Below are 24,152 nucleotides of genomic sequence, written 5' to 3'. Positions count from 1 at the left end.
CACCAGCGCGAACACCGCGACCGTGGTGACGACGAAGGCCAGATCGGCCACCGTGAGCTCCTGGATGAAGAGGGAGGAAATGAATCGGCCAGATGGCCGATGACGAGATAACCGTGTCTTCAGCCCGGCGTTAAGACGCCTTGACGGGGTCCATACGGGCGCAGGGGAACTCTTAACGCCACGCTGACGCGTGAGGCCGTGAATCGGTGCACCGGCCGCTCGAGTGCCGAGCGCACGCGGTCTTGACGCACCTCATACGACATACCGATCCCGGCGTCAGGAGTGCGTGAAGAGTGGGGCGGCGGTCGTATGGATTCCGCCAAGAGCACTGGTCATTCGGCCATCCCATCCCGACGCTGTCCTCACTTTGTCCAATCGGAGGAACAGCGAAGATGGCCATAGACATGCGAAAGACGACCGCGGCAGGACAGGCCCCGGGCGCGGAGGAGCCTCCTGATACCGGCGTACGGATGCCTCCCGAGGCGGGAGACCGTCACCGGCTGACCGCGCTCCAGGGCCTGGCCGCGCTGTCGCTGGACGCGATGGCCTCCGTCGCATACGGGCCCGAGTCGATCGTGCTGGTCCTGGCGGCAGCCGGTGCCTACGGCCTCGGGTTCACCCTCCCCGTCACCCTGGCGATCGCCGCGCTGCTCGCCGTACTGGTGGCCTCGTACCGGCAGGTCATCGCCGCGTTCCCGGACGGCGGCGGGTCGTACGCCGTCGCCAAGAAACACCTCGGCCGACGCACCAGCCTGGTCGCCGCGGCCTCGCTGATCCTCGACTACGTACTGAACGTGGCCGTCTCCGTCACCGCTGGTGTCGCCGCCCTGACCTCGGCTTTCCCGGAGCTGTACGGGGAACGGGTGTGGATCTGCCTCGGGGTGCTGGTCCTGGTCACGGCGGTGAACCTGCGCGGGGTCGTGGACTCCGCCAAGGCGTTCCTCGTGCCGACCGCCGTGTTCGTGGGGTCGATTCTGGCCATGGTCGTGGTCGGCCTGCTGCGTGACGGGCCGGTGAGCACCGCCTCGGCCGCCGGACACGCTTCCGCGCTCGGGGAAGGCGCCACCACCGTTGGCGCCCTGTTGCTGCTGAAGGCCTTCGCGGCCGGCTGCTCCGCCCTGACCGGCGTTGAAGCCGTGGCCAATGCCGTCCCGTCCTTCCGCGCCCCGGCGGCCCGCCGGGCCCAGCGCACCGAAGTGGCGCTCGGCGCCCTGCTCGGCGTGATGCTGATCGGGTTGTCGGTCCTGATCGGCCGCTTCCACCTCCAGCCCGTGGAGGGCGTCACCGTCCTGGCCCAGCTCGCGGACGCCTCGTTCGGCCACAACGCCGCCTTCTACGTGGTCCAGTTCGCCACCATGGTGCTGCTGGCGCTCGCCGCGAACACCTCATTCGCCGGGCTGCCCGTCCTGATGAGTCTGCTGGCACGCGACAACTACCTGCCGCACGTGTTCGCCCTCAAGGCGGACCGCCAGGTGCACCGCCACGGCGTGGTGTGGCTCGCATTCGTGTCGGGTGCCCTGCTGGTGTTCTCCGGCGGCGACACCAACACCCTCGTCCCGCTCTTCGCGATCGGCGTCTTCGTCGGCTTCACCATCTGCCAGGTCGGCATGGTCCGGCATTGGTTCGGCGAGCGGCCCAAGGGCTGGCAGGCCAAGGCCGCCCTCAACGGCTTCGGCGCCCTGCTCACCGGAGTTTCGGCGATCGTCGTGACCGCCACCAAGTTCACCGAGGGCGCCTGGCTGATCGTGCTCGCCCTGCCGCTGATCGTCCTCGCGTTCGAGACGATCCACCGCGCCTACGGACAGATCGGCGAACGCCTGGAACTCGGCCGCATCCCTCAGCCGCCCCACCGCTCCCGCTCCCTGGTCGTCGTGCCCGTCTCAGGGTTGTCCCGCCTGACCTGCCAGGCCCTCACCGCTGCCCGCTCGCTCGGCGACGAGGTCCTCGCCGTGACCGTCACCCACTCCGGGCCGGAGGACCGGCAGGCAGCCGAAGCGCTGCGCCGGGACTGGGAGTTGTGGAAGCCGGGCGTCGAGCTGATCGAGGTCTCCTCCGATACCCGTTCGCTCGGCCGCCCGGTGTCGGCGTACGTGCGCGAGCTGACGCAGGCACACCCGGACGCCCAGGTCACCGTCCTCATCCCGGAAACCGAACCCGCCCACCTGTGGCAGCGGATGCTGCAGAACCAGCGCGGTTCCGTCGTCGCCCACGCAGTCCGCCGCGACACCGACGCAGTCATCTGCCGACTGCGTTTCCGCATCACCTCCGACGTGCGTTGACGAGCCGTTGACGGTGGCTTGACGCGTCTCGTGCGTCGCCGTCAAGAAGGTGCCAATTCCCCCGCACACATGGGGTTTTCCGCTGGAACGGGCAGTAGTTTCCTGCCTGTTGCGCCGCCGGGGAGCTCGACTACTCACATGACGGCCGAGGGGGTCCATGCGAGACAGTCCCCGGCGGCGACACCCCTCACCCGCGCCCGCTCCTTGCCCGACCTTGCCGGCTAGGGGGGTGCCCCAGCCGAACTCACCAGAAGGTCGCTTCATGCCTCCCGCCGCCGCGCAGCACGTTCCCCCGGATCTCGGCACCCCTCCGCGGACCCCGGTCAACCGACCGTCCCGGAAACGCTCCGGCCAGGTGAACGTGCTGGAGCCCGAGCTCCTCGCCACCTCGGCCAGGGAGGCCGTCGCCAAGCTCCATCCGCGTGAGCTGGTGAAGAAGCCGGTGCTGTTCGTCGTTGCGGTCGGATCGGTCCTGACCACGCTGTCGGCGCTCATCCATCCGTCGGTCTTCACCTGGGTGATCAGCGTCTGGCTGTGGCTGACGGTCCTGTTCGCCAACCTCGCCGAGGCCGTCGCCGAGGGCCGCGGCCGCGCCCAGGCCGAATCGCTGCGCAAGGCGCGTACGGACACGGTCGCGCTGCGGCTGAAGCACTGGACGTACGGGACGAACCTGCGCAGCGCCGAGACCGAGGTGGTGACCCCGGCCGAGCTTCAGCCCTTCGACTTCGTGCTCGTCGAAGCGGGGGAGCTGGTCCCGGCGGACGGAGACGTGGTCGACGGTGCGGCGATGGTGGACGAGTCGGCCGTCACCGGTGAATCGGCCCCCGTGCTCCGGGAGTCGGGTGGTGACCGGTCCGGTGTCACCGGCGGTACGACGGTCCTCTCCGACTCGATTGTCGTACGGGTCACCTCCCGTTCCGGGAACAGCTTCATCGACCGGATGATCGCGCTGGTCGAGGGTGCGTCGCGGCAGAAGACCCCGAACGAGATAGCGCTGAACATCCTGCTGGCAGCCCTGACCTTCATCTTCATCCTGATCGTGGTCAGCATCCAGCCGATGGCCGCGTACGCGGGCGCCGCCCAGTCCACGACCGTCCTGGTCGCCCTCCACGTCACCCTCATCCCCACCACGATCGGCGCCCTCCTGTCCGCGATCGGCATCGCGGGCATGGACCGCCTGGTCCAGCGCAACGTCATCGCGATGAGCGGCCGGGCCGTCGAGGCGGCCGGCGACGTCAATACCCTGCTCCTCGACAAGACCGGCACCATCACCCACGGCAACCGCGAGGCAGCCGCCTTCATCCCGCTCCCCGGGATCGACGACATCAAGCTCGCGGACGCCGCCCAGCTGTCCTCCCTCGCCGACGAGACCCCCGAAGGCCGCTCCGTCGTCGCACTGGCCCAGCAGTACGGGCTCCAGCCGGTCGCCGCCGATGACCTCAGCAACCCCCGCTTCACCGAGTTCAGCGCCCGCACCCGCATGAGCGGCATCAACCTCAGCTGGGACAACGGCGCGGGCTGCGCCATCCGCAAGGGCGCGGCGGCACAGGTCATGGACTGGGTGGCGATGCGCGGCGGAACCGTGCAGGCGGAGGCCGCTGCCTGGTCCGCTCAGGTCTCGCAGTCCGGCGGAACCCCTCTGCTGGTAGCGGTCCACGACTGGGACGGGCCGCGGGTCCTCGGCATCATCCACCTCAAGGACGTCGTCAAGGAGGGAATCCGGGAGCGGTTCGCGGAGCTGCGGAGCATGGGGATCCGTACGGTCATGGTGACCGGCGACAACGAGCTGACGGCCCGCGCCATCGCGGCCGAGGCCGGTGTGGACGAGTACCTCGCCGAGGCGACGCCCGAGGACAAGCTGGCTCTGATCAAGCGGGAGCAGGCGGGCGGCAAGCTCGTCGCGATGACCGGTGACGGTACGAACGACGCCCCGGCCCTCGCGCAGGCCGACGTCGGCGTGGCCATGAACACGGGCACCTCGGCCGCCAAGGAGGCCGGGAACATGGTGGACCTGGACTCCAACCCCACGAAACTCATCGACATCGTGGAGATCGGCAAGCAACTCCTCATCACCCGAGGCGCGCTCACCACCTTCTCCATCACCAACGACGTCGCCAAGTACTTCGCGATCATCCCCGCCATGTTCGCCTCGGCCTACCCGGGGCTGGAAGCCCTGAACATCATGGGCCTGAGCAGCCCCACCTCCGCGATCACCTCGGCGATCATCTTCAACGCCCTGATCATCGTCGCCCTCATCCCGCTGGCCCTGCGTGGCGTCCGCTACAAGCCTGCCTCCGCACACGACCTGCTTCGCCGCAACCTCGGCGTCTACGGCCTCGGCGGCCTGATCCTGCCCTTCGTCGGCATCAAGCTCATCGATCTGCTGGTGTCCACCATCCCCGGCCTCGGCTGACGTTCGGCAACGGCTCGAAGACGTTCACTACGCCACAGGTGGCTCTGTACGCGTTAAGGACGCGTCAGGATTGGCTCAGCCGCGGGCACAAGAGATCAGTCTGCGTACGCTTGCTCCGCCGTCGATGTCGATGGCTGATTCTTTGCCGTACGACAGGAGCACCCCACGATGGCCACCCCTGCCCGCTCCTCGCGCCTGCGCGCGTGGCTGCTGGAAGGCCTGACCGCCGAGAACAGTTCACCCGCCGCCAAGGAGGCAGCGGCCCAGCCCCACGGGCGGCCCTGGTGGCGGGTCATGTGCCTGACGGGTCTCGACTACTTCTCCACCCTCGGCTACCAGCCCGGCATTGCTGCGCTCGCGGCCGGCCTGCTGTCGCCGCTGGCAACCATCGTGCTCGTGCTGCTGACCCTCTTCGGCGCCCTGCCGGTGTACCGGCGGGTCGCCGAGGAGAGCCCGCACGGCGAGGGCTCGATCGCCATGCTGGAGCGGTTGCTGACGTTCTGGAAGGGGAAGCTGTTCGTCCTGACCCTGCTCGGGTTCGCGGCGACGGACTTCCTCATCACCATCACGCTGTCGGCGGCCGACGCCACCGCGCACCTGGTGGAGAACCCGCACCTCACCAGCACCCTCAACGGTCACCAGGTGCTCATCACCCTGATCATGATCGCGCTCCTCGGCGCGGTGTTCCTCAAGGGCTTCAGCGAGGCCATCGGCGTGGCCGTGGTCCTGGTGGCTGCCTACCTCGCGCTGAACGTCGTCGTCGTGGCCGTCGGCATTTGGGAGGTGCTCAGTGCACCACAGGTCATCACCGACTGGACGGAGGCCCTGACCGCCGAGCACGGCAACCCGTTCATGATGATCGCCATCGCCCTCGTCGTGTTCCCGAAGCTGGCGCTCGGCCTGTCCGGGTTCGAGACCGGTGTGGCGGTCATGCCGCATGTCGAGGGCGACTCCGGTGACACCGAGGAGAAGCCCGCCGGCCGGATCCGCGGAGCCAAGAAGCTGCTGACGACCGCGGCCCTCATCATGAGCGTCTTCCTCATCACCAGCAGCTTCGTCACCACGCTGCTGATCCCGCCCGCCCAGTTCCAGCCGGGCGGCGAGGCCAACGGCCGCGCCCTGGCCTACCTCGCCCACGAGTACCTCGGCTCCGCCTTCGGCACCGTCTACGACATCTCGACCATCCTGATCCTCTGGTTCGCCGGCTCCTCGGCCATGGCCGGCCTGCTCAACCTGATGCCGCGCTACCTGCCCCGCTACGGCATGGCCCCCTCCTGGGCCCGCGCCCTGCGCCCGATGGTCATCGTCTTCACTCTCATCGCGTTCCTGGTGACCTGGATCTTCGACGCCGACGTCGACGCCCAGGGCGGCGCGTACGCCACCGGTGTCCTCGTCCTGATCACCTCGGCCGCCGTCGCCGTGACCATCGCCGCTCGGAAGGCCGGGCAGCGGGGCTGGACGATCGGCTTCGGCGTGATCTCCGCGGTCTTCGTCTACACGACCGCCATCAACGTCGCCGAGCGCCCCGACGGCGTGAAGATCGGCGCCTGCTTCATCGCCGGCATCATGGCCCTCTCCCTTCTCTCCCGCCTCGCCCGTGTCTTCGAGCTGCGCGTCACCCACATGGAATTCGACGACATGGCGCAGCGGTTCATCCGCGACACCGCCAACCGGACGATCCGCTTCATCGCCAACGAGCCGGACAGCCGGGACCTTGAGGAGTACCGGCAGAAGAAGCAGCAGATCCGCGCGGACAACGACATCCCGGCCGAGGACGACGTCATGTTCGTCGAGGTCACCGTCCTGGACGCATCCGAGTTCGAGTCCGGGATGCGGGTACGCGGCGAGGTGCTGCACGACCGCTACCGCGTCCTGACCCTGGAGAGCTCCAGCATCCCCAACGCGCTGGCGGCGCTACTCCTGCACGTCCGCGACGAGACCGGCCAGCGCCCCCACATCTACTTCGAGTGGACCGAGGGCAACCCGATGGCCAACTTCTTCCGCTTCTTCCTCTTCGGCCAGGGCGAGGTCGCCCCCGTCACCCGCGAGGTCATCCGCGAGGCCGAACCCGACCGCAACCGCCGCCCCCACGTCCACGCAGGTTGACGTCAGCGCAAAGACGCCGACCATGTGGTCGACGTCAGCGGGGAAACCAGGCGTAACCGCGATGCCGCTGCGGCCGGATGGCGCGCCGTTGAGTGCGACCTCCCGGCTGATCGTCGAGGCCCGCCGGTCGAGCCGCCTGGCGATCTCTGCGTAGGGGAGCCTGTCGCTCAGTGCAACGCGCCATTGCATTCGAGTCCAGGGTCATTGCATCAATTTGCCGCTGTCTACCTGCACTTATGCCTTCCGGTGGATTGCAGGCACCCTGCATGCAACGTAGCTTTCGAGATATAGCAAACGCGCACTATCGCGAAGTGAGGAATGGTCATGGATGAATCCCTCCACACTGTGACGACGCTGCCGGCGGAGCGTCAGCCCGGCTGTCCCTTCGACCCGCCGGCAGAGCTGATCGATGCCCGCGGGCACGGCCCCATCAGCCACTACACCCACCCCGGCGGAAAGCCCGGCTGGCTGATCACCGGATACGACCTGGTCAGGTCGGTCCTGGCCGACGCGCGGTTCAGCTCGCGCAAGGACCTGCTGAACGTGGTCGACTTCGAGCTCCCTCCGGCGCCGCCCGGCGAGTTCCTCCTCATGGACGAACCACAGCACGGGCGCTACCGGAAGCCGCTGGTGGGCAAGTTCACCGCACGGCGGATGCGACTGCTCACCGAGCGCATCGAGCAGATCACCACCGACTGCCTGGACGCCATGGAGAGGACCGGGCCGTCGGCCGACCTGGTGACGGCGTTCGCAAAGCCCATCCCCACCATCATCATCTGTGAGCTGCTGGGGGTGCCGTACGAGGACCGGGCCTCCTTCCAGGAACAGATCGACAAGTTCATGGACGGGGAGACGGGCGACGAGGAGCTGATGGCGGCCTACACCGCGACGCAGCAGTACCTCGCACGGCTGGTGGCCGCCAAGCGCGCGAACCCCACCGACGACGTGCTCAGCGAACTCACCGACAGCGACCTGACCGATGAGGAGCTGCAGGGGATCAGTCTGATCCTGCTGGCGGCGGGCTTCGACACCACTGCCAACATGCTGTCCCTCGGGGCCTTCGCGTTGCTGCAGAACCCGGAGCAACTGGCGGCGCTGCGCGCCGATCCCGCGCTCATCGACCAGGCGGTGGAGGAGCTGCTCCGGTATCTGAGCGTCGCCAAGTCGTTCATGCGGACGGCAACGGTGGACGTCGAGGTGAGCGGCCAGACCATCAAGGCCGGCACGACGGTCGTCCTGTCGTACAACACCGCCAACCGCGACCCCGAGCGCTACGCCGATCCCCACCTGCTCGACCTCCAGAGGGACTCCGGCGGGCACCTGGCCTTCGGACACGGCATCCACCTGTGCCTGGGCGCACAGCTGGCCCGTGTCGAGATGCGGGTCGCGTTCTCCGCACTGCTGGGCCGCTTTCCCACGCTGCGCCTGGCCGTACCGGCCGAAGACGTCGCCCTGCGCCCGGAGACCGCGGACATCTACGGGGTGAAGAGCCTCCCGGTCACCTGGGACGCCTGACCGTCAGCCAGAGGCGGGTGAGGTTGCGTTGGCCGCCGGCCACCGCCGTGGTTGCCCGCCTGCCGATCGTGTCCGCGGCGCCGCGCCGGACGGTGAACACGACCCTGGCCGCGCCATGCGAGTCGACCTGTCAGAAGGTGCGCCTGCACCTGCGCCCTCGCCCACCCTGCACCGCAGCACGCTGCCGATGACGGCGATCCCGCCCCGAGTGATGGGGCCCGCCGCCATCGGGCCCCCTGCCGCGGCTGCCGCTCGTCGGCGATCTCTCCCAGCGACTGGCGGAATTCCTCGTCGCTCGCCGCTCGCCGCTCTCAGAACTCGGATACCTGCGCGAGCGGGACTGCGGCTGGGCTGGCGCCCGCCGCGGTGACCGGCGGCGCGGTGAGAGCCGGGTCGACGGTCAGCAGGGATGCGCCGAGGGGTTCGGCCATCGCGCGGAGTGCGGCCTCGGAGAGCCGGATCCAGGGCTGGGCCGTACCGAGCGTGGCGGCCAGCCGTTCCGGGCTGGTGAAACCAACGGCGGTAGGGGCTCCCAGCGGGGTGCGGAACAGCCGCACGACGACGTGCGCTCCTCCCGGCCGGGCAGGCACGTACAGAGGCCCGGCCGGGCTCTGTTCCTCAGGCTCGGAGTCGGATTCGTCGTACTGGAACAGGCACATGGAGCCCTCCGTCATCAGGGAGGTGTGACCGGGACTTCCGGCACCATCCGACCGGGCCCCGTGGGCCACCCCAAGAACCCGGTCCCGCGTACGGCCTTCGTCGTCTTGACGCGACTGCGCTCTTGGCGGACGGGGCTGCTCCCCGCTGTCCGCCGGTCGTGGGCGGAGGCCGCCCGACGCCGGCCAGGAGGCAGAGTGCGGGGCGATCGGCTGTGTCCTGGCCGGCCGACGTGCTGCCTTGGCGGCCTACGAACCGAGGTAGGCGCTGGACGAGAGCCACGTCGGACGGGCCAGGCCGAAGTGCTCCTCGAGCATCAGCTCGGCCTGGGTGAGCGCGCCGTATACCCAGCCCTGCCCCGTCGACCATGCGGATCCGCAGATGTACAGGTTGGCGTCGGGAAGCGGGTGGCGCATCCGCGGCATGACCTCCCAGCTCTTCGCCCCCACCTGCCAGAAGTGGTAGGCCCCTCCGTAGGGGTCCTGCACCCAGTCCTGGAAGTAGGCCGTCGTCGGATCGGGGATGCGGGCGTCGGGGCCGTGTAGCTCGCGCAGCTGGCGCTGGGCCTCGTCGACCAGCACCCCCGGCGCCGCCGCGTCCATCGGCCGTGGCGGTCGGGTCGCCGCAACCGGGGCAAGGCGGTTCGGCTGCGGCAGCAGCTCGTTCCAGAACTCCACGTCGCTGACGTCGTTGTAGGAGGCCAGCAGCAGGGCGTTGCGGTTGGCGGGATCAGCCCCGGTCTGGTCCCCCTCGACGCCCCAGTAGTAGACCTGGCGCAGCGGCAGGTCGGTCACCGAGCGGCCGGCCCGCAGGCCTAGATCCTCCCACCACGGCCGGTCGTAGCCGAGGAAGAGCTTGGAGGCCGGCCGAGGGATGATCGAGCCGAGGTCGGACAGGAACTGGTCGCTGGCGAAGAGGAAGGTGTCCGGGTCCAGCAGTTCGATCGAGCGCTGAGGCATCGCCAGAATGACGTGTCGCGCCCGGACCGTGAGCGGCCGGCCCTCGGGCCAAACGGAGAGGGCAAGTTTCAGCACCTGTTCGCCGTCGACCGTCTCCCGGTCGATGCGGCGCACCTGGTGGTGCAGGTGGACGGTCCCGCCCTCGGCCACGAACCGCCTGACCAGCTCCTCGGGCATCGTCTGATAGCCGTCGCGCAGGAACAGATAGTTCGGCGGCGGGGAGCCGACGAAGTCCGCCACTGACGCCTCCATCGCCTCGATGCCGTTGACGTTGGCCACCACCGCGCCGTAGCCGAAGCCGTCATCGAGGAACTTCCACCCCTCTTGCCCGACCGCGTCGAGCAGCAGGTTCCAGAACCCGACGTCGTAGAGCGGTCTGCTGTCGGCCGTCGCCGTCGCCGTCGCCTTGACCTTGTCCCACGCCTGGTGGTCCATGGAGGCGGCATCGGGGAAGAAGCGCTCGATGACAGACAGGAGCGCCTCGTCCGGCGTTCTACCCCGGATCGCGGCCGGCAGGTCATAGGGCACGACCTCCGGATCAGCGAATTGGGGCAGGGTGAAGCGGCGTTGGCGCAGATAGGCGAGGTTCTTCGGCTCATCGACCGGGAAGGGGCCTGACGGCAACCCGAGATGGTCCACGAGGTCGGCCACGACCGGGTGGTTGCTCAGGTAGCGCATCCCGCCGAGCTCGGCGTGCAGGTGCGGCATACCGGGCGGCGTTACCGAGAAGAGGCGGCCGCCGACGCGCTCGCTGCTCTCGAACAGGCTTACCGTCAGAGGGCCGCGGCGACGTCGCCGAAGATCCCCCAGCATGCTGCTGCTCTCGGCTTCCGGGCCGAGCAGCCGCCAGGCGGCGTACGCCCCCGACACTCCGGCGCCGATGACCGCTACGTCGATCACGCCGTCCCGCGTCTGCGCCGGCGCATCCGTCGCCCCGTCGAGTGCCTCGGTTCCCTTGAGCACATTGCGGTGCGTTGGTTCGCCCATCTCTGCCAGCCTCCCAGCTCACAGGTCCTCGGGAGACCACCTCCCGTGACCATCGGACTCCCATAACATAACAATGGAGACATTTGCCGACCCGTTGTCGACGGCGAACGGGCGAGTGGCCGGGGCATGCCTCGAGTGGAGGAACCGGACGGCGCGCACGGAGTGCGCGGCACTGGGGCGTGCCAGGAGAGTCGTGCCGGCCGGTGGTGCGGCCGGTGGTGCGGGCGGTGTTGTTGTGGTGGCAGCGGCAGGGTGCGCAACGCACGAGGCTCCAGCGTGCACTGGTCGACCGGGAGTACCTGCGCGAAACGCTCACCGGGAGCAGTCATGCGGCCGCTCCGGGTGCGCTGACTCCACTGGAGGCCTAGTCTGGTGATCAGCCCTGCGGTGCTTTTTCGTCGATATCGATCGATGCCAGCACTGGAGTAGACATGTTCCTAGCGTCAAGCCTCGGAGGCTACTTCCACTGGGAGTTGCTCTTGGCGGCTGTTTTCGGCTTCGTGGGAAGCTGCGCTTTCCTTGGTGCACTCTTTCTCGGCTTTCTTGGAGAGCAGGCTGCTGCGCGAATACGACCGGGCTTCGTGAAGCTGGATCTCCGCCCCAAGGGCCAGCCGGCGACAACACGCTTGAGTGCTTCCAAGACTTGCTCGTTCCCCATGCTGGGGGCTGCGCTGGCCGTGATCTTCCAGTTTCCGTACGGCACTCAGTTCGCCTATCTTCAAGCGCTCATCGTAGGTGTCGCGTGGCCCACGCTGATAGGACAGATCCTGCGCCAGGCGGAGAGCGAGAAGATCTTGGGGCTTGCTGACCAGGTGCAGAATCCCGCAGGAAATCCCGCAGGATCTCCCACCAGCGCCCCTGCGGGGCAGTCCGCTGTGAATGTGGCGAGGTGACGGCGAGGTGAAATCGTGGTCGCCTACAAAGACGTCGCCAGTCTGCCGGTAGAGCAGCTACTCTCCAGCGCCGACGCGCCGTTCGTGGTCACGCCTCAAACCAGTGTCGCCGATGCACTGATGGGCCTTAGGCAAAGGCGCCATGGAATTGCTCTGGTAAGGATAAACGCAACAGGCTTCAGGACTGTCAGCCTCGAGCGGCTAAGTGGGGCTGCGCAAGCTGTCGGGGTCGATGCGCGCAATGTTCTGGTTGATGGCATCGTCAGTGATGAGGAATCCGCCGAGGTATTCGTGGTACCCGCAACGGTGACGATTGCAGGTCTGGCTGAGCGGGGTATTCCCGACGAGATACTGATCGTTACCGACCCTGAAAGCGGCGAGCCTCAAGCGGTCATCAATCGCACGCAGCTGGCCGACCGCATTCGAGGGCTGGTTTCCTGATGGTTCGCTGCTTCCTGTGCTCTGATCGCGAAGCTGTACCGGTCCGGGCTGACCGGTCCGGGCTGACCCGGCCGGGTGTGGGCAAGTGCCCTCGAACGGAACCTGCCTGCCGTCAACAAGGCGCGTACCCAGGCCCAACTCGCGAGTTGGACACGCCGGTTCTTCCATCGTCGCCGGCGCCGGCCACACGGCGTCCGCGGCAGCTCACGCAGTCGGCTCAGGAAGCCGGTCTGGGAGTGGGCAGCCGGTGGTGATGGAGCCGACGGTGTCGGCAGCCAGTTCCGTGAACCACATGGAGCCGTCCGGGCCGGAGATGATGCGGTGGCCGACCGGAGCGGTGGTCGGCAGTGCGTAGCGGCTGGTGGTCAAGTCCGGGCGGACACGGTCGATCAGTCCGGGCTGGTTGTACTGGACCCACAGATTGCCGAAGCAGTCGAAGTCCAGTCCGGCCAGCTCGGCGCCCTCGACGTCGGTGCGATGCTCGGTGATGCGGCCGGTGACGGGGTCGAGTTCGGCGTAGGCAGCGCCGGCCTCCTCGGTGAACCAGACATGGTCGCTCCGGCCGGCAGCGACGGCGATGGGCCGGCTGTCAGGGGTGGGGATGGGGTATTCGCGCAATAGGCCGTTCGTGTCGATACGGCCGATGCGGTTTCCCGTCAGTTCGGTGAAGAACATGGCGCAGTGGGGCCCTCGCGCCAGGTAGATCGGCTGACTGTCGGGAGCGAGGCGGTGCACGGTCCATGTGCGGGTGCGGGGATCGAAACTTCCGACGGTTCCGTTGGCCTTCCCCGTCCACCACACGGTGTGCCCGTCGCATCCGATGCGCAGACCGTGCGGCCCCTCGCTGCTTTGCGGGAGAGGGAAGCGGGCGATGAGTTTGCCGGTGGTGTCCAGTTCCACCAGGGCGTTGGTGAATTCCTCGGTGACCCAGACGTGGCCGCGCCAGTCCTTGTCGATGCCGTGGGGTCCGCTGTTGTCGGGGAAGTCGGTAATTCCGGCCACGCGGCCGGTCGTGGATACGCGGAGGACGCGGTTCTCGAGTTGCTGGGAGACCCATAGGTTGCCGTCCGGTCCGGTGATCAACTCATGTGTGCTGCCCAGTCGGGGCAGGGGCATCCGGTACTCGTGCACAGTGCCCACCGGAGGAACAGCGCGACCTGCGGGCGCGGCTGCCGCTCCGGGCACCCCGGGGGCCACCATCAGGACCGCCGCGCTCAGAACCGCGGCCAGGACAGGCGCACGCCGCCCTCTCGACAACTGCACTACACGATGCACGGCGAACTCCTCGATCGCGGCAGGCGGAGGGCTCGGAGCGTCGGAGAGCACCGAAGCCGCAGACACCCGCCCACCCAGGAGTCGCGCCCACCTCACCGGACTACCTTGAAATGGCCGGAATGTCCGATACTGGTTGAGGCTAGCTCAGCGAGCCTGCGCGGTAGCCGATCTGGACCGTGTCCAGCGCGCTCGGCGTCCACGCGGACCCGTCTGGGGGTTGGTGTACGCGGTCAGCCGTCGTACTCGCCCGAGTTGAACCCCGGCGAACTCGTCAACGCCGACCGTGGACGCAGCCTGATTGCCAGCAGCAAGGCACTACCCAAGCCCAACTCGCAAGCGAGACACCTCGAAGAGAAGCCAATGATTTTCTGATCAATACCAGTGGGCCCAGGACGGCAAGAAGTGGCACAGCCGGTGCGGAGAAGACACCGGGCGCGCCGACCGGATCGGGACCGCGATCGTCGTCAAGGGCCAGATCAGCGACGCCCGCCAGTGTCCGCCGCGGCTGACGAGCCTCCCACCCAGCCCCGAACATCCACACCGCCGCCCCTTTACCGGCCGCACCCCTGGCTCGCCGAGCTGGTGGAGCGGAAACGGGGGCAACGCCGGGGCTCGGCCGCCCGCGCTTTCACGGGGCGCAGGCCTCGGCGATCGACAAGCTGTTCTCGTAGAGGTGGTGCCGGGTGATACGGCCGTCCTCAACGGTGAGGTGCAGCGCGAACGGGCCCTCGAAGGACTTCCCCGTCGCGCGCACGGTCCCCGACAGGTACCCCATCAGGACGGCGTCGGCGCCGTCGACGAGGAAGGTGTCGACGGAGGCGCTCGCGTCTTCGGGCACGGTGTGCTCCATCAAGTCCGCGAACTGACCCGCGCATTCGGCGGCGGTAAACCGCGGGCGGATCCACGGGACGACTGGGTTCTCGGCGAGCTGCCAGTCGACCTGGTCGGCGAAGAGCGCGACGAGCCGCCCCGTGTCCCCGGCCACGCGGGCGGCGAGAAACTCCTGTACGACGGCCCGGGTGGCCTCGGCGACGGAACTCGCTGTGGTGGGTGAACTCCATGTGGTGCCACTTGACTTGACGGACATGGCGCGCTCCTCGCGGCTGCGGCTGGATCCCGGCGGAGGTTCCCGTCGATGTGCTTGATCCTGCCCGGGGAGGGGTGAGCGGTCGATTACCCCGAGGGTAATGAACGGCCGGCAGCGACAGGGCCATCGGCAACTGCAACTCCTCGTACAGCCGCGCCCGATGCGACCTGTTACCGGGATCGCACGCCCACATAGCTGCGCGGCGCAGCATTCTCGTGTAATCTACTGCGTGACGCAGTTGATGCGTCGCGCAACTACTCAATCTCTGGGAGAACCCATGCTCACCGTTGCCGTCACCGGAGCCACCGGAGCTCAGGGCGGGGCCACCGCCCGCGCGCTGCTTTCCTCCGGCCACCACGTGCGCGCGCTCACACGCCATCCCGACTCACCCGCCGCCAACGCCCTGCACGGCCTCGGAGCCGACGTACGCCACGCCGACTTCGACGACCGTGCCTCCCTCGACGCCGCCCTCGCCGGAGCGGACTCGCTCTTCGCGGTGACCACCCCGTTCGGCACCGACACCGCCACCGAAACCCGGCAGGGCAAAGCCCTCGTCGACGCCGCCTCAACCGCCGGCCTCGGGCATGTCGTGCTCACATCCGCCGCTCACGCCGACCGCGACACCGGCGTCCCGCACTACGAGAGCAAGCGCCTGATCGAGCAGCACCTGCTTGCGACTGGCTTGCCCTGGACGGTGATTGCCCCAGCGGCGTTCATGGACAACTACGCCAGCGGCTGGACCCTCGACGGACTGTGCGACGGTACATTCGCCTGGCCCATGCCTGCCGACCGGCCGCTCACGCTCATCCCCGCCGACGACATCGGCGCATTTGCCGCGCTGGCCCTCCGGCGCCGCGACGAGTTCACCGGACGACGGATCGACATCGCCTCAGACGAGCGCACCCCTGGCCAGATCGCGGAAATCCTCGCGGCGGCCACAGGCCGCCCGATCGCCCACCAGGAGGTCCCCCTGGCCTATGTGCGGACCCGTTCCGCAGACCTGGCTGCCATGTTCGAGTACTTCACCACCTCCGGCCTCGACGTCGACGTCGCCGGGCTGCACCGTGACTATCCCGAAGTCGGCTGGCACAGCTTCACTGACTGGGCCGTCGGCCAGGACTGGAGCGCGCTCCTGGCCCCCGCGCCCGCTCATCACTGACCCTCTGGGCGTACGCCCGACATCAGCCCGCCTCGGGCCATGTACCTCGCCCTCGGGATCGCCACCCACAACGGCCGGGGCGGTCCTGGTGACCTTCATCGTCACCACCCTGATCCACGAACTCGCCTCGATCGTCACCCTGCCGGCCATTCTGGCGATCAGTGCCGGCTGGATTTCGGCCAGCATGGACGGCGCGGCGGCCGGACCGGCAACTCCACGGCCGTGCACGGCGGCTGACCGCGGCACGACCGAGACGACCGCCGTGCATGGTCAGTTGCCAGAGCCGCGCCCGGCGTTCGGCGGCATGGCCGGCGCGATCCTCCAGGGTTCGCAGCCTGACGCGGTCATCTTCGCGCACGACGCCGAGCGCGCGTCGTGCTACCACTGGGACCATCTGCCCCTCGCCGACCTGGAGGCGGAGATCCGCATGGCCGAAGCCCTCGGCGGCGCCCCCGTCGCGGCCATCACCACCCGCGGCCGGGACAACGTGTGCCGACTCCGCCGTCTGGGACTTCCTGTCGCCGACGTCCTCGACGGTGACGGTGCGGCGGTCCTGCCGGACGCGGCCGAGGCCGTGTGGTCCGCACCCCAGGGCGCCGGCCGGGCGGGGGCAGCGCGGTGAGCGTGGAGGTGGCGCTGCGCGCGGTGGCCACGGCGTTCGCCGGCTGAGGACGGTCACGGGGCGGCCGTGCGGTGGGGCTCCGGCCGGCGCGACGGCCACGACAGGCAAGTGGGCGAAGGCCTGGGAGGCCTGGACCAGCCACCGCACCTCGGCGGAGAAGCCCAGGTCGTCCGACCGACGCACGTGCGGCGACGTCCACCCGGACCTGCCTCCCGCCGCGCCCGGGCCGTGCCGCAAGGGCGGCCGCGATGCGCGCCGCTTCCCAGCGCGCCCGCTCCTCCTCGCTCCCGTCAGGCTCCGGGGCGGGAGGCGGCCCGGGGGAGACCTGCCCGCCCAGGGCCAGGCAGCCGTCCCGCGTGCCGGGCGGTGGCCGCTTCACGTCGGTACCGAGGTGGTGCTGCGCCACCCGGTCGTCGTCGGCGACCACCCGGATCTGATGGCGGAGGCCGGCCGGCGCGGCCGGCGCCACCTGGCGGGCGTCCCGGCCTGACCTCTAGAAGGGGTACGAGCGGTTACATTTTGTGAGGTTCGGGCGTTCTGGGGGTGAGCCGCCCCATAGGGCCCACGTCACACACGAACCGGGATAGTAGCTCCGACAAGGCTCGATATCGCTACTGCGTACCAGCTCCCACCTGTACGGATCTCTGCGGTGTCGCCGGGGGTGGGGGGTCCTTGGCTGCGAGGGCTGCTAGTAGGTGGGGTCGTTGCCAGGGGGTGGGGGCGTGGGTAGAACTGGATGTGTCGCCGGGCGGCCCGGGTGCTTCACCCGCCGCTGACGATCCCCTCTCCTCCGTGTGAGTGGCTCTCGCATGTCTTCGGCATGCCGCGACCGTCCTTGTTCCCGTCGGAAGGTTCGTCCGTGTCCCACGCTGTCATCCGCCGCATCGCCGCTTCGAAGAAGACCCTCGCGGGTGCCGTCGTCGCCCTGGGTGTCGCCGGTTCGATGCTTGCCACGGTGCCCGCTCAGGCGGCTCCGACGAGTGCCAAGGCGATCGCCCAGCAGATGATCAAGGACCCGGCGCAGTTTGCGGCGTTCAACAACATCGTTTCCCGTGAGAGCGGCTGGAACCACACCGCCACGAATGCCTCCTCGGGTGCTTATGGCCTGGTCCAGGCCCTGCCGGCCTCGAAGATGGCTTCTGCGGGTGCGGACTGGAAGACCAACCCGGCCACCCAGATCAAGTGGGGCCTGGACTACATGAACGACCGCTATGGCAGCCCCGTCGGCGCCTGGAACTTCTGGCAGACCCACCACTGGTACTGAGTCGCCAGTAGGTAAAGCAGACACGCGAAGACGCCCGGCCGGGACCTCCCGGCCGGGCGTCTTCGCGTATGCGCCCGTCCACGCTCCGCCGACGTCGCGCGTGGGTCCGTCCGGCGGTGCGTTCCGGACTATGGGTCTCCGGGTGTGCTCGTGTCGATGTCGTGGCTGCTGTGGCTGCTGTGGCTGTCCGGGCTGTGCTTGGAGAGGGGGTGGTGGCTCAGGAGGCCCCTGGCTGCCTTTCCCCTGGTGCTGGTAGGGCTGATCAGCACGATGGTCACGAGCAGTACGTAGGAGCCTGCGATGGTGGAGGCAAGGATGAGAGCGGCGCTGATGCCGCTGTGGAGGAGTCCGTGGATAGTCATGATCACGCTCGCCGAGCTGCCCCCTTTTGAGGCGCCCGGGGGGAGCGTCAGGGCCTAGGAGGGGAGCGACCGGGCGCCGAGTCGGTCATGGCCATGAGGAAGGCGAAGCGCTCATTCATCTCGGTGGTCATTTCGGCGGATCCTTGGCGATCGGGGTCGGTGGGCAGGGGGCGGTTTGTCCGCGTTCTGCCTTCGTACATGTCCCATTGCGCCCCACCGGCAGCGTCGGGGCACGTCACGGAAACTCGTGTCTTGACAGCCCGGACCGGAAGGTCGGCCGCTCGGAGCCGGCCCTCACCACAGGGCTGCCGCGAACGCGGCGGCGCCCAGCAGCAGGCAGCACACCGCCGCGCGCATCCACCGGTACTTGACCGCCAGGATCGTTCCGAGGACGCGGCACTGTTCCAGCATCCAGCGCCCCGGGTCCGCCCCGGCCGCGACCACCGCGGCCGTCAGGCCGGGGGAGTCGGTGCCGCTCCGGAGGGTGGCCACCGAGGGGTCCGCCGCGCCGCCGGACCGCCCCCGGCCGTGCCCGGTGCGCGGCAGGATCACCAGCGCCAGCATCGCGATTCCCGCCAGCCAGGCGGCGGCTCCGGCCACGGCCGCCGGGCCGGAGCCCAGGCGGGCTTGGCCGGCCGACACGAGGAGCGCGGGCAGGGCGACGGCGCCCGACAGGAGGATCGAGGCCTTGGCGTCGGCCCGCGCGATCTCCTCGCGCACCGAGGCGAGCAGCCGCTCCGCGATCAGCCGGGCGCCCGGCTCGGACAGCGCCGGGCCCGGCTCGGGCCGGGCGGCCGTCACCGGTCGGCGTCCGCTGCCGGGCCTGCGGCGGTCCCGTCCTCGGCAGCAGCGGCGGCCGGGCCGTCGGAGCGCTGGTCGGGCTCGCGCTCCCAGAAGAGGGCGCGCCTGCGCCGACGTCCGTCCGTCAGTTCGGGTAGCGGCTCGGAGGCCACCCGGCGGGCGCCCGACCGCAGGAACTCCACGACCACCATGGCCTGTTCGCCCAGCTCCCAGCGCTCCAGCAACCCGCCGTCGATCAACCGGGTCATGAGCTCCATGCCGTCCTGGCGCTCCTCGCGCCGCTCACTGCGGAACAGCTTCCGGATCTCCTGCACGTCCTGCGGGTTGCGGGCCATCATCTGTGCCATCACGGCGTCGTCGCCCTTCTCCATGGCGCGCTGGAAGCTTTCCGCCCAGCGCTCGATGAGGAGGCGCTCGTTGTCGTCCCGGATCTCCCGCAGCCGCTGGCGGAACTGCTCCACGGCGGTCTGGTTGAGGACCTCGCCGACCTGTGCGCCGTGCTCCCGGATCAGTCGGTCCGCCTGGATCGTCACGAACACGTCCAGTTCCAGTCCGAAGCGGACGCCCAGGTCGTGCCCGGCCAGCGCCTCGTTGACCGCGTCGCGGACCTCCTCGGCGTGATTGATCGAGTAGGCGCGCGATACGTCACGCAGCCGCTGCTCCAGTTCCGGTACGAGGAGTTCGCCGACGTCGGTGACCTGGCTCCGGGCAACCGTGCAGGGGTCTGCCACCCGCCACCGGACGGCCACGTCGGCGGGGAAGGACCGGCCTCTCTCCGACGCCGGCAGCTGAGCCCGGAACGAGACGGTGTGCCAGCCCAGCTGGAGTTCGAACGCGGTGTAGGGGCGGTTCAACCAGCGCAGCAGGAAGCTTTCGTCGCCCTCGGGTCCCACCGCCCGTGGCGGACGGTTGCGGTAGTAGAGCACCGCCACGTACTGGGCGCTGCGGTGCCGGTACGGCCAGGCCGGACGGTACTCGCGGACGAAGGGGCCGGCCAGTGCCTGCTTGGACGCCGGGAGTTCGCCGTCCGACCGGGGGGCGCCGGCAGCCGGATGCGGCGGCCGAGCGTCCCACGGGCGGACCGGCGCAGTAGGCGGCGAGGGCGGGGCCGGCGGCCACTGCGGCGCGGCCGGGCCGGCCTGCGCGGGGTAGTTCATGGTCATCACTCCGTCTTCTCAGCTCGTGGCGCCGGACACACCCGGCGGGATGATCACGGTCCGCGGCACGGCCTCGTGCAGCCGCCGCGCGGTGGTCCCGGTCAGGGACTCGTCGGGGTCGCGCTCCATGCGTCGTACGAGGTTCCGCAGCCGCTCGATGTCCTCCGGCGTGCTCACCAGGTGCGGGATGAAGCCGCACAGAACGTCCAGCAGCCCGGCGTCGTCGTCGGCGTCGCGCATCCACATGACGAGGGAGGTCTCCACCTCCTCCCGCCACCGGGCGGTGTCCAGTCCGGTCCACACCAGGTCTGCCAGCAGGGGGGCGGCCTCCGGCCGGGCGGTGAGCAGTCCCGCCACCACCGGCCGGCCCGGGTGTTCGGCGAGCCAGGGGACGTCCTCCAGGCCCCACAGGGCGGACGGCCTCTGCCAGAGCAGCCGGTCCACGGTGAACAGGGCCAGATCGTGGCGGCTCCGGCGGCGATCACCCAGCCATGTGCCCAGCCGGGCCAGTGCGGTCGCCCCGTGGGAGCCGACGACCAGGCGCGCCACGCTGTACGAGGCGTGCGTCAGCAACTCCCCGTCGTTGCGCCCTGCCAGCAGCCCGAGTTCGTCGAGCGATGCGGACACGGACCGCTCGACGGTGCCGTAGCCGTGCACCAGGGCCGCCGTGCTGCGCAGGCCCGCGTCGTCCGGGTCACGGGCCCAGGCCCACACCGTGTCACGCACGATCGGCCGGACCGTCTCGTCCAGGGCCGCCGCGTGGGCCAACGCCGTTGCCGCGGCCATGTGCTGCTGGGGGGAATCCGAGGTCGCCATCGGCAGCACGACCTCGTGGAGCAGGAACACCAGGTCGCGGGTGCACAGTGCCCCGACAGTGAGTCCGGCGGGCACCCATGCCGCGGGCCGGACGTCGTCGCACAGTGTCCGCAGCCAGCGGCCCAGGGGCCCGCGCACATTGGGGTAGCCCTCCCAAGCGTGGGACAGCACCGCCCAGGGCAGCGCCCGGCCCTGGAGGCGCACCTTGCGCACGCTCAGGGGCCGGCTGCCGAACGACACGTCCCCGGTGAGCAGTTCGGCCCGCGTGGCCGCGAGCCGGGCGTCCTGGTGGTCGTGGAACAGCGCCCGGCCCGGGTCCTTCGACGGGTCCGTGGTCACCGCGAACTCCCAGGCCAGCCGCTCGGCAGCCTCGGCGGTCACGCTGTACGGCGAACCGCTGAACACCGCCACCGTGGTGCGGAAGGCCGTCAGCCGCGTCGCCGCGGCCACAGCCGCCCGGTTGCGTGGCGGTACGCGCCCCGGCGCCGCGAACCAGGCCTCCGCCTGCCGCACGGCAAAGGTCCGCAGCTCGGCCAGCAGTTCCTCCTCGGGCAGTTTCCCCGCGAGGTGGTCGACGAGAAGCCGGGCCAGCGACTCGACCTCGTGCGGCCGCAGCAGGTCCAGCCCGAGGGCCGCCGTCACGTCGGCCCGGTCCGCCAGAGCCAGGGCCGCCGCCAGCCGCTCCGCCTCGCCGTGCCCCAGCAGGGCCACCAGGTGCTTGCGCAGCATGCCGCCGGCCGAGGGCGGCCGGAACAGCGTGCCGTACCGCCCGCGCAACAGCTCGTCGGCGAAGCCGCCCGCCTCGACGACCAGGATCGCGTACGCGCCGCGCTGCTCCAGCAGCGAGCCGAGCCGGTCCAGGTGCAGTTCGGCAGGGGGTTCGGCGAACCGTACCCGGTCCCCGTGCCGGTCATCGTCCGCCGGGCGCTGCTCGGGGAGGAACATGCCGTCCCCGGTGATCTCCACCAGGTAGCCGTGCTCCGCCTGGAGGTCCGCCCCGTCGATGCGGTGCAGCTCGGTGCGCGGGTCCAGCCGCTCGATGCGGCCGCGCGTGGCCTCGTCGAGCAGCGACAGTGCCGCGTACGTACGTCCGCTGCCCGGGTCGCCGCACAGCGCGATCAGCCGCTGCCGCTCCAGGCGGGTCTGCTCCTCCCCGTAGCCGGGCGGCTCCTCGAACACCCGGCGCAGCCGCCGCAGTTCGTCGCGGTGCACGGAACCGGTGACCAGCCGGGCGGCTGCGGCCCGCCCGCCGTGGTAGTGGTGGTGGTCGCCCACGTGGACGTCGCCCCGGGTGCCGTCGACGACGGCGTTGCGCCCGTGCACGTCGAAGAAGTGGGCGCGTGCCTGTCGTGCGGCGTCGTAGCCGCCGCCCGCCAGCCTGTTGCCGAGCGGGCCGCTGCGGGCCGCGCCGTAGTCGCGGCCGTCGCCCCCTGCGCCCGGTCCGCCGCCGGCCGCCCCGTCGCCACCGCCGGCCGCGTTCCCGCCCGCGTCCGCTCCGCCGCCGTGTGCGCCTGCTCCGGCGCCGCCTCCGTCACTCATCTCCGCCGCCCCGCTCTGCGCCGCCGGCCTCGTCGCGCGTCAGGGTCACACCGGTGATGTTCCCGTGCACCTCCGCGCCGTCCACGATCTGGTTGGGTCCGTGCACGGTGATCGCGTACTTCGCGGGCGGCAGCCCGGGCTGCGCGCCGTTGCGCCGCTCTCCGGTCCGCCGATCCCCGGCCCTCCGCTCTCCGGCCCTCCGCTCTCCGGTCCGCCGGTCCCCGGCCCGTTGGTCCTCGGTCCTCCGCTCTCCGGCCCGTCGGTCCCCGCCCTGCTGTCGGTCGCCTTCCCCCCGTTCCCCGGCGCCGGTCCCGTCCGTGCCGCCGCCGTCCTGCCGTAATCGCCCGGGCTCCGGCAGCGGTGGCCGGGCCCGCCGGGGCACGTGGAACCAGGCCGCCTCGTCGGTCTCCTTGAAGCGCACGGGGTGCGGCGCGTAGCACTCGGGCTCGACGAACCGGCCGCCCTCGGCGACCACCGTGCGGAACAGCACGTCCGAGACCACGAACACCAGCCCGATCGTCTCGTCCGCGGCCAGTACCTCCCGCGCCGGCTCGCTGTCGCACAGCCGGCAGGCCAGGTCCACGGTCCGGCCCACCAGCCCCCTGCCGTCGTCGCTGACGGGCCCGCTGTGCATGGCGACGCGCAGCCGCAGCGGCTCGAGCCGCCCACGATTGTGCTCGCGCAGGCCCTGGTGGACCTCTTCGAGCCACACCCCCACCAGGGCCCCGGGCGGTACGGCAGGGTCCAGTGCGGCCAGCACCCCGTCGCCGCGGTCCTCGACGTGCACCTGTCCGACCGGTACGCCGATCGCGTCGAAGGCCGCCTCGAAGACCCTGTACATCGCGCGCCGCGACCGGAGCTTGGCGTGCTGGTCCAGCTGCCCCGACCCCTTGATGTCCGCGCTCACCACCAGCCGGTGCACGGCCGCTTCATGATTGCTGTTCACTCCGCCCCCTCGAACGACGAACCGACACGCCCAGGATGGCGGCGTACCGGCATGGTGTATGTAGCCGTTTACACAACCGGACGCGGTGCGGGCGGCCCGCCGCCGGCGAGCAGCCGCAGCGGTTCGAGGTCGGTGACGACCAGCTGGCGGGATCCGGTGCGGACGATGCCCCGCTCGCGCAGCAGGCGTAGGGCCTTGGCCACCGCCTCGCGGGTCGAGCCCACGGACGCGGCCAGGTCGTGCTGGGGGAGCGGCAGGTCGATGGTGACGCTCGTGTCGGGGTTGTGGCGGCCGGTCCGCTCGACGAGTTCCACGAGCCGTGCGGCGAGCCGCTGGAGCACGTTCTCCGAGGCCAGCGACCGGCGTTCGCCGTCGGAGCTGCGCAGCCGCGAGCTGAGCTGACGCAGCACCAGCGCGCTGGTGGCGGGGCTGGCGGCGAGGAAGCCGCGGAACCGGTCGCCCGGGATCACCACGGCGGACACCGCTCCCAGGGCCGCCACCGTGGCGCTGCGTGGCCGCAGGTCCATGGCGGCCAGCTCGCCCACCAGCTCCCCGGCGCCGCGCAGGGCGAGGAGCAGGCGGTTACCGCGCTCGGTGGTCACGGACACCACCGCCCAGCCGCCGGTGATCGCCACGACGTGGGAGGTGGTGGCGCGTTCCGACAGGATGACCGCACCGGGCTCGTAGCGGCGCGGTACGCCGAGGGCCAGCAGCGCTGCCCGGTCCTGCGGGCGTAACCCGTTGAGCAGGGGCTGCTCCTGTTCGATGAGACTCACGTCGACCGCTCCCCGTCCAGCACCGGCCCGCCGACCTCGTGGCGAGCCCAGGGAATGACACATACACGTCAACGGTGGCGGCTGTACGGCAGTTTCCG

General features: G+C 70.1%; 19 protein-coding genes and 1 pseudogene. 9 read left to right on the top strand and 11 right to left on the bottom strand.

Features of this window, described 5'->3' with window-relative positions:
* Window positions 1-404: 404 nt before the first annotated feature.
* The 3 genes from OHT74_RS06010 to OHT74_RS06000 all read left to right on the top strand — a co-directional run bounded on the left by OHT74_RS06010 (window position 405) and on the right by OHT74_RS06000 (window position 6,798).
* Window positions 405-2,279 carry an APC family permease gene (locus OHT74_RS06010; RefSeq protein WP_443047290.1) on the top strand — a complete coding sequence of 625 codons (1,875 nt, stop codon included), beginning with the start codon at window positions 405-407 and terminating at the stop codon, window positions 2,277-2,279.
* Between the two features lie 262 nt (window positions 2,280-2,541).
* Window positions 2,542-4,692: a potassium-transporting ATPase subunit KdpB gene (gene kdpB, locus OHT74_RS06005; protein ID WP_328619608.1), complete on the top strand. Its 2,151-nt coding sequence runs from the start codon at window positions 2,542-2,544 to the stop codon at window positions 4,690-4,692.
* A gap of 168 nt (window positions 4,693-4,860) precedes the next feature.
* The gene (locus tag OHT74_RS06000; RefSeq protein WP_328619607.1) at window positions 4,861-6,798 is read left to right on the top strand and encodes an amino acid transporter; all 1,938 of its coding nucleotides are present in this window, start codon (window positions 4,861-4,863) and stop codon (window positions 6,796-6,798) included.
* A 72-nt stretch (window positions 6,799-6,870) separates the two neighbouring features.
* Here the strand turns inward: OHT74_RS06000 and OHT74_RS05995 are convergent.
* Window positions 6,871-6,987, bottom strand: a pseudogene (locus OHT74_RS05995) (helix-turn-helix domain-containing protein); the annotation flags it as partial.
* A gap of 135 nt (window positions 6,988-7,122) precedes the next feature.
* Here OHT74_RS05995 and OHT74_RS05990 point away from each other — a divergent pair.
* Complete coding sequence (locus OHT74_RS05990; RefSeq protein WP_328619606.1) at window positions 7,123-8,313, top strand: cytochrome P450; 1,191 nt, start codon at window positions 7,123-7,125, stop codon at window positions 8,311-8,313.
* Window positions 8,314-8,624: 311 nt separating this feature from the next.
* Here OHT74_RS05990 and OHT74_RS05985 read toward each other — a convergent pair whose 3' ends face one another.
* A complete protein-coding gene (locus tag OHT74_RS05985) occupies window positions 8,625-8,987 on the bottom strand; it encodes an SAV_915 family protein (protein WP_328619605.1) in 363 nt (120 codons plus the stop codon).
* 231 nt (window positions 8,988-9,218) lie between these two features.
* Window positions 9,219-10,916: a flavin monoamine oxidase family protein gene (locus OHT74_RS05980; RefSeq protein WP_328619604.1), complete on the bottom strand. Its 1,698-nt coding sequence runs from the start codon at window positions 10,914-10,916 to the stop codon at window positions 9,219-9,221.
* A 479-nt stretch (window positions 10,917-11,395) separates the two neighbouring features.
* Here OHT74_RS05980 and OHT74_RS05975 point away from each other — a divergent pair, with 479 nt between their 5' ends.
* A complete protein-coding gene (locus tag OHT74_RS05975; RefSeq protein WP_266661374.1) occupies window positions 11,396-11,809 on the top strand; it encodes a hypothetical protein in 414 nt (137 codons plus the stop codon).
* Window positions 11,810-11,824: 15 nt separating this feature from the next.
* Complete coding sequence (locus OHT74_RS05970) at window positions 11,825-12,250, top strand: hypothetical protein (protein ID WP_328619603.1); 426 nt, start codon at window positions 11,825-11,827, stop codon at window positions 12,248-12,250.
* A 204-nt stretch (window positions 12,251-12,454) separates the two neighbouring features.
* On the opposite strand, the gene OHT74_RS05965 is transcribed toward OHT74_RS05970, so the two are convergent.
* Together OHT74_RS05965 and OHT74_RS05960 are read right to left on the bottom strand one after the other, a co-directional pair.
* Window positions 12,455-13,450 (bottom strand): Vgb family protein, encoded by a 996-nt coding sequence (locus tag OHT74_RS05965; RefSeq protein WP_443047690.1) that lies wholly within the window; start codon window positions 13,448-13,450, stop codon window positions 12,455-12,457.
* A gap of 703 nt (window positions 13,451-14,153) precedes the next feature.
* Window positions 14,154-14,612, bottom strand: coding sequence for a nuclear transport factor 2 family protein (locus tag OHT74_RS05960; RefSeq protein WP_328619601.1), 459 nt, complete (start codon window positions 14,610-14,612; stop codon window positions 14,154-14,156).
* 277 nt (window positions 14,613-14,889) lie between these two features.
* Here OHT74_RS05960 and OHT74_RS05955 point away from each other — a divergent pair, with 277 nt between their 5' ends.
* The 3 genes from OHT74_RS05955 (at window position 14,890) to OHT74_RS05945 (ending at window position 17,657) form a co-directional block, all read left to right on the top strand.
* Window positions 14,890-15,771, top strand: coding sequence for an NmrA/HSCARG family protein (locus OHT74_RS05955; RefSeq protein ID WP_328619600.1), 882 nt, complete (start codon window positions 14,890-14,892; stop codon window positions 15,769-15,771).
* Window positions 15,772-15,859: 88 nt separating this feature from the next.
* A complete protein-coding gene (locus tag OHT74_RS05950) occupies window positions 15,860-16,393 on the top strand; it encodes a DUF1611 domain-containing protein (RefSeq protein ID WP_328619599.1) in 534 nt (177 codons plus the stop codon).
* A gap of 820 nt (window positions 16,394-17,213) precedes the next feature.
* Window positions 17,214-17,657 (top strand): transglycosylase SLT domain-containing protein, encoded by a 444-nt coding sequence (locus tag OHT74_RS05945; protein WP_266998588.1) that lies wholly within the window; start codon window positions 17,214-17,216, stop codon window positions 17,655-17,657.
* A 128-nt stretch (window positions 17,658-17,785) separates the two neighbouring features.
* On the opposite strand, the gene OHT74_RS05940 is transcribed toward OHT74_RS05945, so the two are convergent.
* The 6 genes from OHT74_RS05940 to OHT74_RS05915 form a co-directional block, all read right to left on the bottom strand.
* On the bottom strand, window positions 17,786-18,019 hold the full coding sequence (locus OHT74_RS05940) for a hypothetical protein (protein WP_328619598.1): 234 nt from the start codon (window positions 18,017-18,019) through the stop codon (window positions 17,786-17,788).
* A 294-nt stretch (window positions 18,020-18,313) separates the two neighbouring features.
* Window positions 18,314-18,820 (bottom strand): Pycsar system effector family protein, encoded by a 507-nt coding sequence (locus OHT74_RS05935; RefSeq protein WP_328619597.1) that lies wholly within the window; start codon window positions 18,818-18,820, stop codon window positions 18,314-18,316.
* Window positions 18,817-19,983 carry a hypothetical protein gene (locus tag OHT74_RS05930; RefSeq protein WP_328619596.1) on the bottom strand — a complete coding sequence of 389 codons (1,167 nt, stop codon included), beginning with the start codon at window positions 19,981-19,983 and terminating at the stop codon, window positions 18,817-18,819. Before OHT74_RS05930 ends, OHT74_RS05935 begins: the two co-directional genes overlap by 4 nt.
* Window positions 19,984-19,995: 12 nt before the next feature.
* Complete coding sequence (locus OHT74_RS05925; RefSeq protein WP_328619595.1) at window positions 19,996-22,332, bottom strand: hypothetical protein; 2,337 nt, start codon at window positions 22,330-22,332, stop codon at window positions 19,996-19,998.
* Window positions 22,325-23,278, bottom strand: coding sequence for a hypothetical protein (locus OHT74_RS05920; protein WP_266661351.1), 954 nt, complete (start codon window positions 23,276-23,278; stop codon window positions 22,325-22,327). Before OHT74_RS05920 ends, OHT74_RS05925 begins: the two co-directional genes overlap by 8 nt.
* Before the next feature lie 68 nt (window positions 23,279-23,346).
* Entirely contained in the window at window positions 23,347-24,054 is a 708-nt protein-coding gene (locus OHT74_RS05915) for a Crp/Fnr family transcriptional regulator (RefSeq protein WP_328619594.1), read from the bottom strand.
* Window positions 24,055-24,152: the final 98 nt, after the last annotated feature.

The organism is Streptomyces sp. NBC_00354 (genome assembly GCF_036106915.1).
In the GTDB taxonomy this organism is placed as follows: Bacteria; Actinomycetota; Actinomycetes; order Streptomycetales; family Streptomycetaceae; genus Streptomyces.
Note: the sequence above shows the minus strand (reverse complement) of the source record. Positions and strands in the feature narration are given on the sequence as shown.

Coding starts and splice junctions, on each gene's coding strand:
- OHT74_RS06010 (WP_443047290.1), top strand. CDS start 405: ATGCGAAAGACGACCGCGGCAGGACAGGCCCCGGGCGCGGAGGAGCCT.
- kdpB (WP_328619608.1), top strand. CDS start 2,542: ATGCCTCCCGCCGCCGCGCAGCACGTTCCCCCGGATCTCGGCACCCCT.
- OHT74_RS06000 (WP_328619607.1), top strand. CDS start 4,861: ATGGCCACCCCTGCCCGCTCCTCGCGCCTGCGCGCGTGGCTGCTGGAA.
- OHT74_RS05990 (WP_328619606.1), top strand. CDS start 7,123: ATGGATGAATCCCTCCACACTGTGACGACGCTGCCGGCGGAGCGTCAG.
- OHT74_RS05985 (WP_328619605.1), bottom strand. CDS start 8,987: ATGACGGAGGGCTCCATGTGCCTGTTCCAGTACGACGAATCCGACTCC.
- OHT74_RS05980 (WP_328619604.1), bottom strand. CDS start 10,916: ATGGGCGAACCAACGCACCGCAATGTGCTCAAGGGAACCGAGGCACTC.
- OHT74_RS05965 (WP_443047690.1), bottom strand. CDS start 13,450: ATGGTGGCCCCCGGGGTGCCCGGAGCGGCAGCCGCGCCCGCAGGTCGC.
- OHT74_RS05960 (WP_328619601.1), bottom strand. CDS start 14,612: ATGTCCGTCAAGTCAAGTGGCACCACATGGAGTTCACCCACCACAGCG.
- OHT74_RS05955 (WP_328619600.1), top strand. CDS start 14,890: ATGCTCACCGTTGCCGTCACCGGAGCCACCGGAGCTCAGGGCGGGGCC.
- OHT74_RS05945 (WP_266998588.1), top strand. CDS start 17,214: ATGCCGCGACCGTCCTTGTTCCCGTCGGAAGGTTCGTCCGTGTCCCAC.
- OHT74_RS05940 (WP_328619598.1), bottom strand. CDS start 18,019: ATGACTATCCACGGACTCCTCCACAGCGGCATCAGCGCCGCTCTCATC.
- OHT74_RS05930 (WP_328619596.1), bottom strand. CDS start 19,983: ATGACCATGAACTACCCCGCGCAGGCCGGCCCGGCCGCGCCGCAGTGG.
- OHT74_RS05925 (WP_328619595.1), bottom strand. CDS start 22,332: ATGAGTGACGGAGGCGGCGCCGGAGCAGGCGCACACGGCGGCGGAGCG.